The following is a 14,959-nucleotide window of genomic DNA, read 5'->3' on the forward strand; positions in this document are numbered from 1 at the left end:
GTCTGGGATAACACTATAAGCCTGGCAGAAATCCAGAATTTATTTTTGACTACAGATAAATCACAGATTTTTATCTGTAGTCATCTTGGTTTCATTTTTTATAATATCGATAATTTTGCCAGAGGTATATTATCAATGAGCATCTTTACGACGCACAAATGGTAAAAGGTCTTCTAAAATAGTTTCGTGGTAGTGTTCTTGAGGATAATGTCCGACGTTATTAAGTTTTATTAATTCGGCATTTGGTACGGAATTTGCAAACTTTTCTGCAATGTCTACAGGTAACCAAGGGTCAATCATTCCCCATTGAATGAGAATTGGTTGTTGCCATTCTTTAAACCCAGATTCGATTTCTGTCATTGCTGAATCAAGTTGTAAATTACGAATACTTGCTAATAGACCTCGACCAGATGCAGAGGTTGTCAAAAATGGTTTTCGATAAATATCTAAATCCTTATCTTCTATACGATAACGGCTGCCACCTTCTAGGGTTCGGTCAACCAATAGAGGGTCTTGGGTTATGACTTCACCTGCCAAAGGTAAACCCATTTGTTTTATTTTCCAAGGTAATTTAGCAGTAGTTGAAATTGGTGTATTTAAGATAGCTAAATTGGCAATTTGTTCTGGGTGACGCAAGGCGTATTGTAGTCCTACAGAACCTAAAAAACCTTGGACAACTAAAGAGAAATGTTCAAGTTCTAGCGCTTTGATAAATCCTTCTAAAGCTGTAATAAAAGCATCAGGAGTGTAAGCAAAATCTCGTTTTTCTGGTTTTGCAGAAAAGCCATAACCAATCCAATCTGGAGCGATCGCTCTTGTACCTTGATTTGCCAATGCAGGTATAATATGACGCCAACTGTAACTTTGTGAAACCAAGCCGTGTAACAACAATACAGGCGCTAAATCACTTCTGCCGATTGGTAAAGATTCCCGATAAAACCATTCCAGTGAATCTACATTGATTTTATTTTCTGTTATTGACACGCTATTTTCCTATATTTGTATTGGGGATTGGGCATGGGGCATTGGGTTATTTATTCTCCCCCTGCCTTTCCTACTCCCCCTGCTCCCTGATTCCCCATTCCCTGAGGAATAATCATCTCACGAATTGCATATGCTGTAGCGGGTGCTAATAAAACGCCGTTGCGATAGTGTCCGGTAGCGAGGAGGACGTTACTAAACCCTGGTAGCTTACCAATGACTGGGGCTGGCCTTCCTTGAGGACGGGGGCGTAAACCTGACCAAGTGCGGAGAATACTTGCTGTGGCTAATTCTGGGCAAAATGCGATCGCTTGTTCTCTCACAGATTCGAGCAATTGTTGATTTGGTGGGATTTCATCGCCATTGGTGGGAAATTCGACTGTTGCACCCACCCAATAATCTCCACCACCCACAGGCACAATATGGACATCGTTACCTGTAATTGCTGGCTGGAAGTTGGCATTTCCCAAGGGATGCCGTAAGCTTAGTTGCAACGCTTGCCCCAACACAGGGCGAATATCAATCACTTGGTTTAATTTTGCCGTTAGTGGAGTTGAACCTAGCCCTGCTGCCACTACAAACCAATCAGCGGCTATTTTTCCTTCTGTAGTCTCAAGGCGATCGCAAAATTTGGGCGAAGATTCAGATGTTGAGGTTTGAGCATCTAAAACAGTTACGCCAAATTTGAAAGTTACACCATTGCGCTGGGCAGCGTCAACTAAAGCTAATGTGAGGGCAGTTGGATCGAGTTGACGGTCTTGGGGAGAATACACAGCACCAGTAACTTTTTCGCCATTGACTTGAGGACACATATTCTGAAGTTGAGTAGTATCCCAAATTTCTAAATGCCAGCCTTGAGATTGGCGGATTTTTACTAACTTTTCCCATGCTGACATCCCCTCTAGGGAGGAATCAGACAACAACATGAGAATTCCTTGGCGATTAAAAAGGATTTTCCGATTCGTTAAAGCTTCTAATTCTGGAATTAAGGTTTCATAGCGTTGGATGCTAGTTTGGCGCATTTGCCAAGCTTTGCCCTTGATTTTTTGGCTGATTGCGCCCATTAAAACGCCAAGTGCAGCACCCGTGGAAGCTTGTGCTGGTGGTTGTCGATCGCAAACTGTGATTTTCAGCCCTTTTACTTGACTCAGTTCATAGGCGATCGTAGCCCCAACCACACCACAACCGATAATGACTACATTCATAATTTTTGTTTGAAATTAGGAGTTACGAGTTAAAAATTTAAAATCTTTAACCCTCAACTCCTAACTTTTAACTCCTAACTCTCTTCTGCTTTAGGAAGCAACTGGAGGAATTTATCAATATCGGCGAAAGCCGCTTGGGAGTTAATCGAAGCAAGTTGAGCGTTACTAGCGTTAGCAGCTCGATCGACCTTAACCAGGTGATTAAACAAATCTCGCGCTATTTGACGTGCTGTAGCTTGGTCTTGAGGCAGGAGGTTGGGAGTGACATAAGTCAGATTCAGCCTCGCTGAGGTTATAGGACCATGTATAAAGTTACTCACGTTGATCCAATCACTTTTTTGGATCAAGGTTTTCAACTCTTCTGAGCGATCGCGCACAGCCTCAATTTGAGGAACATATAACTGAATTTTCTCAATTTGAGCTGTTGTGTAGGTTGGAGGTGCCACTGCGACACCAGGACTACCACAACTAATGAGAAATGTGGCCATTAATACTAGAAGTAAGGAAAAAATCGAGCGTTGACGCGCCATACAGTGAACTTATTTGCTTTTTGTTTGCCGATTAACAGTGTCATTTTAGATCGCTACCGCGATTTATCGTTCTTGTGGTTCAAGGATTTTACAGAAAATCTTAATATTTTCTTCAAAAAAGAGAGTTTCATCAGCTTTTGAGAAAATTTTAAGTATAATTACTTAAAAGGTGTTATTTAGTCTCAACAAGAAGCGATTTTAATGAGCAGGAGTCAGAATTCAGAATGATCCCACAGATGAACCTTTTAAGGGAAAGGTTTTCAAGATTCTATGAAAAGTCAGATCCATTTCTGGCAAACTCACCATTGTGGCTTCTGAATTCTTTTTAGTAACAATATTGTTAGGAAAGCCTGATTTAAAGTTGCTAAATTTCCAAGGTCTTGATAAGCTGAAACACCAATATTATAAGCCTTCTGGCGATTTTACTGTCTTCACATATCCCCAGACGCTGACGCAATATAGGAGTGTTTTTTAGTGAACGCATCTGAACAGGCAACTAACCTTGAACTCGCCAGCAAGATTGCTACAGTAGTTAATTTGTTCAAATTCGAGTTTCCGGATGCCAAATCTGACCTCAAACCCTGGAAGAATGACCCAGAAACTAGGGAGTTAGTCGATCCAGATTCTATAGATATTGGCTTTCATTTTCCTGGTATTAGCAAATCTTGGCGAAGTCGCAGTGTCTTAATTCAAATCCGATTTTATCAAGACCCGATCAATAATTTACGCCGGGCGATCGGCGTGGAAGTAGCCGGATTCGATCATCGCGGTGAGGCGTGGCGACTTTCTACGGTCGAAAACTGGAGTATTCTTGGCGCATCTTCGCCTTCTGGTGAAATCGGGGATAAGCTCAAACAGATTTGCCGACAGATTTTAGAAGTATTTAATAATTGAAAGTTGAGATCGAAGGTTGCTAGATCGACGTACCCAAAATTGCAATTAATCAAAATCTCTATTAGGAATTGAAACTTAAAGACGCTTTGAGTTTAGATATACGAAATATATTGCAATTAATTAAAATCCCTATTAATGAAACGTTGACGCTACATACCTCTTTAAATTTTAAATTTTGCCTTGGAGTATTAGTTTAAAATCTAGAAACTTTCAGAACGAATCCGATTGCCATTTCGCCAAACTTCTACTTTTTTAGGAGTGACTAAATAAGAGAAACTACCACTATCAGCTTGATATCTGCCTTTGCCAATATTTAACGCTGGTATCTTTATAGGCTGACTTGGATCTTGTTTCATCTGCCCAATGTAAAATAAGTGACCATTTTCTTCACACACTTTTACACGAATTTTTGCAGTTTCGCCTTCAATGACTGTAATTCCATTGCATCCAGTATTCGCATTTAAAGTTGCAAAACCTATTGCAATTGGTTGTGAAGTTGAAACTTGCTTTCCTACTGAGGATATCAAGACTGAGTGGTTCGTATTACCGACTTGCTCAACTCTAGAATTAGAGGCGACGTTTGCATCTGAGGATGCCAATACACGAAGCGGGTCAACTGCTATTCGACCATCTGAATGAACTTCAAAGTGAAGATGAGGTGCTGTACTATTGCCTGTAGATCCCATTTCAGCAATAATTTGGCCTTGAATCACCTGTTGACCTTTGCTCACTAACAAACGTCGATTGTGCCCATAAACAGTTATGCTACCGTCAGGATGTTTAATAGTTATAGCATTGCCTAATCCCCAATTATCCCAACCTGCTTTGACAACTGTACCGGATGCAGCCGCAACAATAGGAGTACCAGATGTCCCGGCGATATCAATTCCTTCATGTTGATATTTACGAAAGCCTTGAGAAATAAACCCTTGAGTCGGCCAGATCAAGTTAGTAGTAGCAATGGGATTTGGCTGAATTAGGGAATTTCTTGCTAACTGTGTTAAGGCTGATGTAGTTGTACTTAATACAACAGTTAAGGATATTAACCCAATTAGTCCACAGGTACGGTATCGATCAATACTATGCTTTTTCATAAGTTGGAAGCTTGTGAGAATAACAATTTAGACACTTGCTAATTATTTGTTGTTTCAAGCTAACTCAGAAAAGATCGGGAAATTATACCAATTCAAAAAATATTGTTAACATAATAATCTAATACGCTTGGGTTAAGGGCTACTGGCAAAAATTTTGGGTTTTTGAGATGCGATAAATCGGCGTCTTTACATGTCTTTTTGTCTTATCTGAACTGTATTGACAGATAAACCCTCTTGGAGTAAAAAATTTGACAAGCAAAAAACTCATGATGGCATTGTTCAGACATCAAGCCAATCTGAAAAATACCATCACGAGTTGTAAAAAGTAATTATTTAGGGGTTCAGGAACTACTAGTGGCGACTGCTTCGTTTAACACTAACTCTGGTTGTGGTGTCTCCTCTTCTTCTTCCGGCAAGCCATAAATTGACCTGTACAATTTCACGTACTGCTTAGCAGATTGATACCAGCTAAAGTCTTCCCTCATGCCGCGTTTTTGTAGTTCTTGCCATTGGGGTTTGAAACGGAAGCCTTCCCAAGCTCGAATCATGGAGGTGAAAAGGTCTAGGGTTTCGTAGCGGTCAAAGCAGTAACCGGTGCCTGCTGCGTTTTCGGGGTCGTGATGTGATACGGTGTCAACTAATCCGCCTGTACGGCGAACAATGGGTACAGAACCGTAGCGCAAAGCCATCATTTGGCTAATACCGCAAGGTTCAAAACGGCTAGGCATTAAAAAGGCGTCAGTACCAGCGTAGATCCGGCGAGACAAGGCATCGTTATACAATAGGTAAGTTGCCATGCGTCCGGGAAAGCGAGATGCTAATTGCCACATCTGAGTTTCATAGTAGCGATCGCCTGTCCCCAACAGTACAAACTGTGAATCTGTATAGGAAAGAAAGCGATCGAGGATTTGTAAGATCAAATCAATGCCTTTTTGTTCAACTAATCGCGTCACAATCCCAATTAAAAAGGCTTTAGAATTGACTTCTAATCCTACTTCCTCTTGCAAAGCAATTTTGTTAGCCTTTCGTTTATCTAGGGTATCAGCAGTGAAGGTTTGGGCAATATATTTGTCATTGGCTGGGTTATAAACTTCGGTATCAATACCATTGATAATCCCAGATAATTTACCGCTAATAAAAGACAACAAACCTTCTAATGTTTCACCATAAGCAGCTGTCTTGATTTGTTCGGCATAAGTCGGCGAAACTGTATTTACCTTATTGGCAAATTGCACCGCCGCTGCCATTACATTATGTCCTTGCATATACCAAGGACACCATGTAATTTTTTCTAAATACCAACGCCACGGCCCCTGATAAGCGAGGTTATGAATAGTAAATACCGTAGTGATATCAGGATCTTGGTGCATCCATACAGGAATCATTCCCGTATGCCAATCGTGGCAATGAATAATATCTGGTTTCCAGTAATTCCAGGCAAACTCGGCTGCACCATTGGCAAACAAGGTGAACCGCCAGTCTTCATCTTCTCCGGAATAAATACGGCGGGGCATGAATGAGGGATGTCCGAATAAGTACAAGGGAACATCAGTACCAGGCAAAACGCTTTCATATACTGCAAAGTGCTGGAACATGGCATCTCCCCACCAAATGGGTTCCTTGGGAATCTCCATTTTGTCTGGGAGGAAGCCATAGTAAGGCAAGAATATTCGCACATCGTGCCCCATTGCTCTGAGGAACTTGGGCAATGCTCCAACAACGTCACCCATTCCTCCTACTTTCGCAACAGGAGCTGCCTCTGCCGCAACAAATAAAATCCGCATGGTAAGTTTTGTTTCCCCGATTCTGCCTATACAGTTATCAGTCGTCAGTTTTTAAGTGTTTACTGGCTACTGATGACTGTTTATTGATTACTTACTTATCTAATCACATCAGCTTGTGCAATTGCTTAGGAACCCCGCTGAATCACCGCAAAAATTTCGGCTAAAATTTCTTGCGCTCCTTGTCCCCGCAACAGATGTGCTAGTTCTGTGCCTAGTGCTTCGGCATTGTTGGCTTCCCCGGTGACGGTATCTTTTACCATCTTTTGACCATCGATACTGGCGACGATTCCTGTTAAAGTTAATTTATCGCCAGAGATTTCTGTATTGACACCAATAGGTACTTGACAGCCGCCCTCTAAATCACGCAAGAAAGCTCTTTCAGCGAGACAGCGATCGCGTGTTGCCGGATGTTCGATCGCTTTGAGTAGGGTGATTAATTCGCTATCATCTGCACGGCATTCTATTCCTAGAGCGCCTTGGCCAACGGCGTGGAGTGAGATTTCTTTGGGTATGATTTGATGAATGCGATCGCTCATTTCCAATCGCTCTAATCCGGCTGCTGCCAAAATCAAGGCATCATATTCACCTACATCTAGTTTCGCCAACCGTGTAATCAAGTTTCCCCGGACATCCTTAAAAGAAAAGTGGGGGAAGTGGTGGCGTAATTGTGCTAACCGTCGTAGAGAAGATGTGCCGATGACTGCACCCTCTGGCAAAGTATCGATTTGTTTATCTTTGTGCTTTTCATGCACTACTAGAGCATCTGCGGGGTTTTCCCGTTCGGTAATTGCTGCCAGTGTTAACTGTTGTGGTAGGTTAGTCGGCAAATCCTTCAGGGAATGAACCGCAAAATCAATCTCGTGATTGAGCATTCCCAACTCAAGTTCTTTAGTAAAAAGTCCTTTATCGCCAATTTTGGCTAAGGCTACATCCAAGATTTTGTCGCCTTGGGTAGACATGGTGTGAACTTCAAAAGTGATATCAGGAAAGCTTTTCTGAAGTTGCTCTTGTACCCAGTAGGTCTGAACTAGAGCAAGTTGGCTTTTGCGTGAACCAATGCGAATTGTGCGTGGGGGACTAGAAACAACTGAAGTCATAAAACTATATATCAAACTAGGCGATAAATTCACTCTCATCTAGACTACCGTAGTCAGGGACTCGCACTAATTTTCGATTTTAGATTTGGGATTTTGGCTTACAAATCTTTACCTTTTAATGGCAGAGCGATCGCACAAGTTGTACCAATTCCGACTTCACTGGTGATGTTAATATGACCTTGGTGTAAGTCTACACACTTTTTAACCACTGCCAATCCTAATCCTGTACCAGGAATACTTTTGACATTTTTACCCCGATGAAACGGCTCAAACAGTTGCTTTTGATCCGCTAAGGGAATTCCAATACCTCGATCTTGAACTTGGAGAATCACCCGATCTGATTTAAACTCTAGACTCAGATCGATATTGCCGCCTTCTGGAGAGTATTTAATCGCATTCAGCAGTAAATTTGAGAGAATTGAACGCAACAATCTTTCATCCACCCAAGTAGGAACAGCTTGGCCTTGGGAAACAAATGTAAGTGTATGCTTTTCGTCTGTACTCAGGCGCATTTCTTCCAGAAAACAACCAGAGAATCCTTCTAAATCTAAAAGTTTGGGATTAAATTCTAGTTTTCCGGTTTCGGCTCGATTGATCGTCAAAATATCGTCTAGAATCTGAACCATATTTTTTACAGAGAGTTGAATCCGCTGTAAGTTCCTCAATCGCTTTGCAGAGTTATCCCATTCATCTTGGCAGTTTTCTAACAATTGGGCAGCTGCTAGAGCAGTACTTAGAGGAGTGCGAAATTCATGAGATGCCATTGAGAAAAAACGTGTTTTCAGCAAGCTGAGTTCTCTCTCTCGCTCTAGTGCCATACGAATTTCATCTAGCCGCTTGCGTTCGGTGATATCGCGTTGTACTGATATCCAATGGGTATAGCAGCCTGTTTGATCGGCTATCGGTACGATGCTAAATTCATTCCAAAATTCCGAGCCGTCTTTGCGGTAGTTGATTACCTGAACGGTGATTGTTTCCCAACGAGAAAGGGCAGTCCAGACTTTATCTAGTTCAGCCCGACTTGTTTTTGACCCTTGAAGGATACGGGGCGTTTTACCCAAAACTTCTTGGAGGCTGTAGCCAGTAATCCGGGTAAATGCTTCATTAACATAGATAATATATGGGCCAGGTTCGTCAATGGGTTCTGCTTCGGTAATAACTACAGCATCATTAGTATTGACAACTACAGATTGCAACAAACGTACCTGTTCTTCCTGTTGCTTTTGGTGTGTAATGTCAGCAATCACTGCCACCATACCGTCAATATTATCCTCAGTATCATGCAATGGAGCGGCAGAGAAAACAATGTCGATCGGACTGCCATCTTTTTTATAACGGCGTAATTCTACTCTGGTATAAGTTGTTCCTTGGAATATGCTTTGTTGTAGGGTATGATATTCTTGTGATTGGTCATCTAAAAAAATCGGGTTAAGACGATCGATTACCTCCGCCTCTTTCCAACCAAACATCCGTTCCGCCGCAGGATTCCAAATTTTTACGTGACCTTGTAAATCAAGTGTGAAAATGGCACGAGGAGAGGCAGTAATTAAAGCTTGCAGTGCAGCTTGAGTGCGCTGACGTTCAGCGATTTCTGCTCTCAGAGAGACGTTGGCTAAAGCTAACTCTTGAGTTCTCTTTCGGACGCGATGTTCTAACTCAGCGTTAAGTTTTTGTAGCTGTTTGTAAAGTTCTGACTGTTGGATAGCAATCGCCACTTGAGTCGCAAGTTGCTTCATCAATTCAACTTCCCAGGATTCCCAGACGCGCGGGCGATCGCACTGATGGGCAATCAATAATCCCCAAAGATAAGGCACAGAAGCGGGTGTTTGGCGATCTCTTTGTTGTTCTGCTTCTCGATTTTCTTGTAAAATAGGCACAACCAACTTCGCTTGTACGCCGAATTTCTTCACGAAGTCTGCCAGACATAGCTCTACATCTGCTTGTTCAACATTAGCGATCGCTCGGGTTTTCCCCAATGAATATGCTTGATGATATTCTCTAGGAAACACTTCTTCGGGAAAAGTTTCTCCCAAAATTTTTGTATATTCAGGTAAAACGGTTTCAGTAATTGCACTGCCTGTCCCATCTTCCCAAATGCGATAAATTAACACCCGATCTGCTTGGAGAAACTCCCGCACTTCGGCAACAGTGGTAGTCAGAACCTCCTCTAACTCCAAAGATTCACGGATATGTTGAGCAATCTGGTTTACTAATCGCTCTCGCTCAGTTTGTTGCCGTAGTACCATTTCTGCCCGTTGTCGTTTAGTTACTTCTAGGTTGAGAAAATAGTAAATTACCCCTACAGCAACAATAGTAAAGGCGACACTGATGGGCGCAAGATTGATAATGTTAAAGTCGCGCATAAGTATGGGAAAGTTTCAGTGTGTCAAAGTCAATTATCTAATTTTGAGTAACGACTTCACTATCCACTTACACCATCTCAAACTCTAACTGATGACTTTTGAGAAAATCATGAGTGAAATGATCTACCACATTCGTATCAGCTAGTTCCAAATTATAAAAATCTACAGCTTCATGCTCAAAATACGGCCCAGCGTGCCAAGTTCCCTCATGTAATTTGATAAAACAATTCCCCGGAATTCGGAAAGCAGCAATTTCCTCTAACGCTGGTTCTTTCACTTGATTATTAGGTGGACAAACTGCAATTAACCAATCTTTTCCTGCCAAAGAACCAAGACATTGAGTGCATTGCACATGGCGAGTAATTTTATGAAACTTTCGCCCCCTTTTTTCCAACCGTATAATATAAAATCGGGGAGTTCCGTTTTGCAAGTTTAAGTTGGCATCTTCTGCATCGTCAGCTTTGCCATCAAGACTTGCAAAAATTACTTGTCCATAACGCCGAAAGTTTTCTGGCGTCACCCATTGCACGTGTAATTGTTGTAATGTTGGTGATGTACTCATATCAAATTTTTTTGAAATTACTCAAGGAATTCCAAAAACCATCTTAGCTAGCTAGATAACTACGTACTTGTTCTTTTTGGCGTCGTAGGAGACTGAGAGCTTTTTGCTCTATCTGACGTACCCGTTCTCGACTAATACCCATGCGATCGCCAATTTGTGCTAGAGAAAGTTCATGCCCATCAGTCAGACCAAAGCGCAAGGTTAATATTTCTCGTTGCTGAGGAGACAGTTTTGACAATAAGTCTTGCAAGTCTTGATGCAGGGATTCCTCCGCAGCGTAATCTTCGGGAGAAAGTCCGTCGTCTTGGAGTATGTCTTGTAATTCTGTATCCTGTTGTTCGCCAACTCGCGCCTCTAGAGAGAAGGGTTGACGGGCTAAATACAAACACTCTCGAATCTGGATCGGTGTTAAAGACAAAGCTTCAGCGATTTCCGCAGTAGTGGGAACGCGACCCAATTGTTGAGATAATTCTCGCTGTACCCGCTTAATTTTATTCAGTTTTTCAAAGATATGAATCGGTAACCGAATGGTACGTCCTTGTTGAGCGATCGCTCGTGTGATTCCTTGACGAATCCACCAGTAAGCATAAGTTGAAAACTTATAACCAAGAGCGGGATCAAATTTATCCACTCCTCGCTCTAAACCCAAAGTACCCTCTTGAATTAAATCCATAAATTCTAAGTTGCGGTGCTGGTATTTCTTCGCTACTGCTACCACTAACCTGAGATTCGCTTCAATCATTTTCTGCTTGGCTTGCTGTCCTTGAGTTAGTTGTTGCTCCAACTCTTCAACAGTTAACTCCATCTTTTCTGCCAATTCTTGTATTGTAGGTTCATACTTTAATTTCACAGCTAATTCTTCTTTAGCCGCCAGTAAAGTCATCATCTGCTGCACTTGTTGGGCAAAAACAACTTCCTGCTCACGAGTCAACAAATCTACACGCCCGATCTCTTGCAGATAAATACGCACAATATCATCTGTAGTTCGAGGTTTTTTATCTGCAACTAAACTTTTTTTCTTCGTTTTTGTAACTTCGGTTTGTGGAGATGTTAAGTTGCTCATGGTTATTCACTCCTGTGTAACCTTATTAATTTATTGGTATCAAGTCTAGAACTTCAGACTCCTAGCTATTTCACACCACTAATCCATCCATTGGTAAGACTTAATCAATTTCGGTCTATGATACATTACAAGTCAATTATTGGAGATAAGAAACCCAAAATCAACTGCCTCCCTAAATATTACCATTATTGGTGCTGATAAATCAATTACCAAAATTATCATCAACAGATAGATAATTTTAAACAATTACACTCCTTGATAAATTACTTTTAGATATCGGTAAATTGATTAAATCCAAAATCAGCAATTGCCTCCATATTCCTCACATTAAATCATCTCGATAAATACTAAATCAATATATTTTTATAATTTTTCTCACTCAATTTTCTCCAAAATATGCCGATACATTCTCTAGATTTTTGAGAAAGATAAAATCAATTAAGCTTTTTTTAAAATTGCTTATTTTTTGAAAACTCGCCATTTTTTATGGTAAAGTTACCGAAAGGATGTGATGCTAAATATATCTAAAGTTCCATAAGCAATTACGTAACATAAACTTTCCAGGAATTTAAGATGACAAATAAAGACGCAGGTATCTGTGAAAATTTCACTTGTGCCATAATGCACACAGATATCTGCATTCGATGTAGTATTATAAGTGTAATTACAGCTGGAGACATTCTTGGGACTAAAAGTAGTAACAGTCGTCACATTAACACCAAGGATAATAGTTGGCAAGACAGTAACACCCACGATCGCCACTAATATCGTATTGAAGTAAAAAAATTTTCCTTGAGCAGCATAACTATACATTCAACAAAATATTTAGTACAGATATACGCATTGACAGAAAACACTAAATATGAATACTGCGAAAACCGGATCTATCGTAGTGGTAAAGCATTAAACTCCAAATTTTTAGACTGTAAATTAAGCGATCGCATTCGCCAAAATACCAAAAATTGGTACTTGATTACCTTGCAATCTCCTGTATGTTGATTATTTGACAAACTTCCCATATCAGAATTGAGTAACTGTTACACTAATTCCAGAATCGAGCTTAGGAACCTTCAAATACTCAATTGGCTCGGTACTTTGAGAATTTTGGGCATTTGTTTGCTTCTGACATTGCTTGAAGAAAGCCTGTGGGTTATCGATCAATTCAAGAGGGTTAAATTTCTGACATTCTTTGTCTTGTACTACTGAAATTGATTGAGGAGTTTGTTGTGGATTGTTAGTTTGTCCAGTAAAACTTCTCCATGTATTGGTAATACTGGCGGGTTCAGTCAATAAAACTTCAGCCTGATTGCGATCGCCAAGCGGCTCGTTACTGGTATCGCCTATTGTATTTAGAACATTGTCTTGGTTCGCATAGGCACTCTGGGAGAGAGTCAGTGCAGCGATCGCAATGACTAAGGAGACGTAAAAAGATTTCATGATTAAATTTCTCAAAATTGTCAGTTTAATAATTACAGTTAGCTACTACTGCTTTGCGGAATTGGGAATTAATAATCCGTAATTCATGTACTGTAAGGGACTTTCAAATAAAAAAATACTCAACTACTTCTTGTGGGGTGGCGTCTCGCCCGCCCTTGTATGTGGGCGCTCATGTTGCCCACCCCACAATATTGGGTAATTTATTTCTTGGAAGTCTCTAAGCGTTTTATTAATTTGCAATGGGTAGTTTGTTTACCCACTGGTGTACTAGTAGTTCGCCAAGGAAACTTGGCGGGGTAAAGGGAAAGGGGAAAAGGGAAAAGGTTTTAATTCCTTCCCCCAACCCCAGTCCCCTTTTCCCAGTCCAAACCTAGCAATTTTGGGTTGGCAGACTACTAGATACGGAAGCCGAAAAATAGCAGCTTGGTTTTAGAACTTTTGAACACAGATGGGAAGGAGAATCATAGTTCAGTTCTAGCAGATAATATTCTTCATGGCTGGATTTTTTTCTTTAGCCTTCAAACTTCCCTTGATAAGCTGTTACGCATTTAATTTGTACATTTACCTGATGACTGATGACTGGTAAGCATTAACCGTCAACAGTCAACAGTCAACGACCATCAAGAGTGTTTATATACTTTAGACGCGCATCAGCTTAGACTAATTAACCTGAGTTCGGGATATGCAGGAATGCAACTCTTAGAAAGGCTCTACCAACGCGAACAGCCCTGATTTTAAGGACTAAAGTCCTCTCTGCGAACTAAAAATAATATGCCAATTGCGTAAGTCCTATAAATAATAAGTCTGCAACCAGATATGATATGACTCACCAACTCTGCATTTCCACTAATTCCATGCATAAATCATTAATTTGCTCTAAATCAGGTTTGTGAGGTAAGGTAGATTGTTCGTAAACAATTTCCATTTCGGCAACTAAATCTTCTGCCATTTTCATCACCTGTTCATAGGAATATTCACCCTTGAGAATAGCTTTTAAATCATCAACATCACCAGCTATTCTTCTATCTACAATTACTTCTCCTTGGCGCAATATTTCTAATCCGCTGCGTAACAATCTAATACAGTGCATCCCGTGTTTGAGGTCAAAGCCTGACTTTAGTTCCATTTCTGCTCTAGCCGGATTTCTATTTTCCTGCCAAGATAAGTAAGCTTTCCATTCTCTTAAAGCTATTTGATAACTTTGACTTTTCTGAAGCAGACGGATAAAATCTTTACGGCTATTGGTTAACTTTTGGGTATATTCTAAAGTCTCATCGGGTAAAGTATATTGTTTCAGCACTCCTTTAAAATCAATATCTGCCGTCAACAATTGGTATAATTGCTCTGCCTCTTCTAAAAACTCAATTCGTCCTCTGATTAAATTATAAAGATACTCTAAAAAAGCATTTAGTTCATCTTTACTTAGCGGTGCTTCGTCTTCTATGGCAAAGTCAGATGGGATTGGTTTTTTTTGCGGTGGCTTTAACAACCATTTGCGATGAGTTTCCATTTTTTTTATTTGGGCAAAGGCATAACCAGTGTAAGTATGCTTTACCTTCTTGCTCAAAAATAACTGTTTATGATTAATTAAATGTTGTCCTACTGGAGTTAAAAAAGGATAGTCATTTAACCACAACAATTCTAAAACGTTGGGATTAGCTCCCGATAATAACTGGATAATTTTTTTTAATTCATATATGACTGTATCTTTATTGCCATCTATAAATGGAAATATTCCTGGCTCATCCCAACCAGTATCTTTTTGTTCTATGCGATCGAATCCTAAGTAGTACCTTTTGGGTGCGATAAATACTCCCCGATAATCAAAGTCTGAATCAGGACGATTTAAACCATACCCGTGGCTACCTGCCAAACCAATGAAGATAGTTCTTTGTTCAACTTCTATTCTTTTCATATCACCTGATTAAAATATAGTTATCTTAACTTAT

At 40.5% G+C, this 14,959-nt stretch carries 14 protein-coding genes; 2 read left to right on the forward strand and 12 right to left on the reverse strand.

Features of this window, described 5'->3' with window-relative positions; translation table 11 throughout:
- Positions 1 to 132 precede the first annotated feature (132 nt).
- The 3 genes from ACFG4S_RS25870 to psbQ form a co-directional block, all read right to left on the reverse strand.
- Positions 133 to 984: an alpha/beta fold hydrolase gene (locus tag ACFG4S_RS25870; protein ID WP_392531797.1), complete on the reverse strand. Its 852-nt coding sequence runs from the start codon at positions 982 to 984 to the stop codon at positions 133 to 135.
- Between the two features lie 50 nt (positions 985 to 1,034).
- Positions 1,035 to 2,186 carry an NAD(P)/FAD-dependent oxidoreductase gene (locus ACFG4S_RS25875; RefSeq protein ID WP_392531798.1) on the reverse strand — a complete coding sequence of 384 codons (1,152 nt, stop codon included), beginning with the start codon at positions 2,184 to 2,186 and terminating at the stop codon, positions 1,035 to 1,037.
- 74 nt (positions 2,187 to 2,260) lie between these two features.
- Positions 2,261 to 2,716 carry a photosystem II protein PsbQ gene (gene psbQ / locus ACFG4S_RS25880; RefSeq protein WP_392531799.1) on the reverse strand — a complete coding sequence of 152 codons (456 nt, stop codon included), beginning with the start codon at positions 2,714 to 2,716 and terminating at the stop codon, positions 2,261 to 2,263.
- Between the two features lie 474 nt (positions 2,717 to 3,190).
- Here psbQ and ACFG4S_RS25885 point away from each other — a divergent pair, with 474 nt between their 5' ends.
- Positions 3,191 to 3,610: a hypothetical protein gene (locus tag ACFG4S_RS25885; protein WP_392531800.1), complete on the forward strand. Its 420-nt coding sequence runs from the start codon at positions 3,191 to 3,193 to the stop codon at positions 3,608 to 3,610.
- Positions 3,611 to 3,810: 200 nt separating this feature from the next.
- On the opposite strand, the gene ACFG4S_RS25890 is transcribed toward ACFG4S_RS25885, so the two are convergent.
- The 7 genes from ACFG4S_RS25890 to ACFG4S_RS25920 all read right to left on the reverse strand — a co-directional run bounded on the left by ACFG4S_RS25890 (position 3,811) and on the right by ACFG4S_RS25920 (position 12,386).
- Positions 3,811 to 4,704 carry a M23 family metallopeptidase gene (locus ACFG4S_RS25890; RefSeq protein ID WP_392531801.1) on the reverse strand — a complete coding sequence of 298 codons (894 nt, stop codon included), beginning with the start codon at positions 4,702 to 4,704 and terminating at the stop codon, positions 3,811 to 3,813.
- A gap of 341 nt (positions 4,705 to 5,045) precedes the next feature.
- On the reverse strand, positions 5,046 to 6,488 hold the full coding sequence (glgA, locus tag ACFG4S_RS25895; protein WP_392531802.1) for a glycogen synthase GlgA: 1,443 nt from the start codon (positions 6,486 to 6,488) through the stop codon (positions 5,046 to 5,048).
- Between the two features lie 125 nt (positions 6,489 to 6,613).
- Entirely contained in the window at positions 6,614 to 7,585 is a 972-nt protein-coding gene (gene hemC, locus ACFG4S_RS25900; protein ID WP_392531803.1) for a hydroxymethylbilane synthase, read from the reverse strand.
- A gap of 98 nt (positions 7,586 to 7,683) precedes the next feature.
- Positions 7,684 to 9,948: a PAS domain S-box protein gene (locus ACFG4S_RS25905; RefSeq protein ID WP_392531804.1), complete on the reverse strand. Its 2,265-nt coding sequence runs from the start codon at positions 9,946 to 9,948 to the stop codon at positions 7,684 to 7,686.
- 67 nt (positions 9,949 to 10,015) lie between these two features.
- Positions 10,016 to 10,510 (reverse strand): ureidoglycolate lyase, encoded by a 495-nt coding sequence (locus tag ACFG4S_RS25910; protein WP_392531805.1) that lies wholly within the window; start codon positions 10,508 to 10,510, stop codon positions 10,016 to 10,018.
- Positions 10,511 to 10,553: 43 nt separating this feature from the next.
- Positions 10,554 to 11,573 carry an RpoD/SigA family RNA polymerase sigma factor gene (locus ACFG4S_RS25915; protein ID WP_392531806.1) on the reverse strand — a complete coding sequence of 340 codons (1,020 nt, stop codon included), beginning with the start codon at positions 11,571 to 11,573 and terminating at the stop codon, positions 10,554 to 10,556.
- A gap of 495 nt (positions 11,574 to 12,068) precedes the next feature.
- A complete protein-coding gene (locus tag ACFG4S_RS25920) occupies positions 12,069 to 12,386 on the reverse strand; it encodes a DUF3172 domain-containing protein (RefSeq protein ID WP_392531807.1) in 318 nt (105 codons plus the stop codon).
- A 30-nt stretch (positions 12,387 to 12,416) separates the two neighbouring features.
- Between ACFG4S_RS25920 and ACFG4S_RS25925 the strand changes: the two genes are divergently transcribed.
- Positions 12,417 to 12,572, forward strand: a complete 156-nt coding sequence (locus ACFG4S_RS25925; RefSeq protein ID WP_392531808.1) for a hypothetical protein — start codon at positions 12,417 to 12,419, stop codon at positions 12,570 to 12,572.
- Positions 12,573 to 12,593: 21 nt separating this feature from the next.
- On the opposite strand, the gene ACFG4S_RS25930 is transcribed toward ACFG4S_RS25925, so the two are convergent.
- The gene (locus tag ACFG4S_RS25930; RefSeq protein WP_392531809.1) at positions 12,594 to 13,010 is read right to left on the reverse strand and encodes a hypothetical protein; all 417 of its coding nucleotides are present in this window, start codon (positions 13,008 to 13,010) and stop codon (positions 12,594 to 12,596) included.
- Positions 13,011 to 13,836: 826 nt separating this feature from the next.
- Positions 13,837 to 14,925, reverse strand: a complete 1,089-nt coding sequence (locus tag ACFG4S_RS25935) for a DNA polymerase beta superfamily protein (protein ID WP_392531810.1) — start codon at positions 14,923 to 14,925, stop codon at positions 13,837 to 13,839.
- Positions 14,926 to 14,959: the final 34 nt, after the last annotated feature.

The sequence above is a fragment of the Nostoc sp. C117 genome, assembly GCF_043099735.1.
GTDB lineage: Bacteria > Cyanobacteriota > Cyanobacteriia > Cyanobacteriales > Nostocaceae > Nostoc.

Excerpts from the sequence above, each read along its gene's own strand:
- glgA (WP_392531802.1), bottom strand. The coding sequence starts at position 6,488 with ATGCGGATTTTATTTGTTGCGGCAGAGGCAGCTCCTGTTGCGAAAGTA.
- ACFG4S_RS25905 (WP_392531804.1), bottom strand. The coding sequence starts at position 9,948 with ATGCGCGACTTTAACATTATCAATCTTGCGCCCATCAGTGTCGCCTTT.
- ACFG4S_RS25910 (WP_392531805.1), bottom strand. The coding sequence starts at position 10,510 with ATGAGTACATCACCAACATTACAACAATTACACGTGCAATGGGTGACG.
- ACFG4S_RS25920 (WP_392531807.1), bottom strand. The coding sequence starts at position 12,386 with ATGTATAGTTATGCTGCTCAAGGAAAATTTTTTTACTTCAATACGATA.
- ACFG4S_RS25915 (WP_392531806.1), bottom strand. The coding sequence starts at position 11,573 with ATGAGCAACTTAACATCTCCACAAACCGAAGTTACAAAAACGAAGAAA.
- ACFG4S_RS25935 (WP_392531810.1), bottom strand. The coding sequence starts at position 14,925 with ATGAAAAGAATAGAAGTTGAACAAAGAACTATCTTCATTGGTTTGGCA.
- hemC (WP_392531803.1), bottom strand. The coding sequence starts at position 7,585 with ATGACTTCAGTTGTTTCTAGTCCCCCACGCACAATTCGCATTGGTTCA.
- ACFG4S_RS25890 (WP_392531801.1), bottom strand. The coding sequence starts at position 4,704 with ATGAAAAAGCATAGTATTGATCGATACCGTACCTGTGGACTAATTGGG.
- psbQ (WP_392531799.1), bottom strand. The coding sequence starts at position 2,716 with ATGGCGCGTCAACGCTCGATTTTTTCCTTACTTCTAGTATTAATGGCC.
- ACFG4S_RS25930 (WP_392531809.1), bottom strand. The coding sequence starts at position 13,010 with ATGAAATCTTTTTACGTCTCCTTAGTCATTGCGATCGCTGCACTGACT.
- ACFG4S_RS25875 (WP_392531798.1), bottom strand. The coding sequence starts at position 2,186 with ATGAATGTAGTCATTATCGGTTGTGGTGTGGTTGGGGCTACGATCGCC.